Source organism: Aquabacterium parvum (assembly GCF_001447195.1).
GTDB classification, from domain to species: Bacteria; Pseudomonadota; Gammaproteobacteria; order Burkholderiales; family Burkholderiaceae_C; genus Aquabacterium; species Aquabacterium parvum.
Window position 1 is genome coordinate 1 of sequence record NZ_LFRI01000017.1, and the last position, 432, is coordinate 432.

At 58.3% G+C, this 432-nt stretch carries 1 pseudogene; it reads right to left on the reverse strand.

The features are described from left to right. Positions 1-26: 26 nt before the first annotated feature. Positions 27-432, reverse strand: a pseudogene (locus ABG80_RS22250) (hypothetical protein); the annotation flags it as partial.

Here is a 432-nt window from a genome sequence, read left to right on the forward strand (position 1 = left end):
CTGCATGTCGAATCCTGTCGTCGGTCTCACCGCTTGCGCTGATCGGCATTAACGACCAACTGCACACGCCCCGAGTTTGCACGCTCGGCAAAGATCTCGATGCCTCCTTGCAAGGCGACAAAGAAATCCCAATCGGACAGGTCCTGCACCATGGCAGCTGCCGTGATGTCGCTGTTGAACAGACGCGCGTAGTAAGCCGAGTGATAGGTCAATGCGCACAGCGTCAGGCCCGCGCCATCTTTCAAGCTCACATCGCTATAGCCGGGACGCAGACGGCCATCCGAAAGCTTGGTGGGTGCGATGTCGCAATGCAAGCCTGGCACCAACATCTCGATCCGACCACCAGCGTGCTTGCGACAGATGTCAATGCCACAACCGTCCGATGTCGAGAACACGAAGCGCCCGTCGTCGGTCCAGTACTTGAAGTACCGC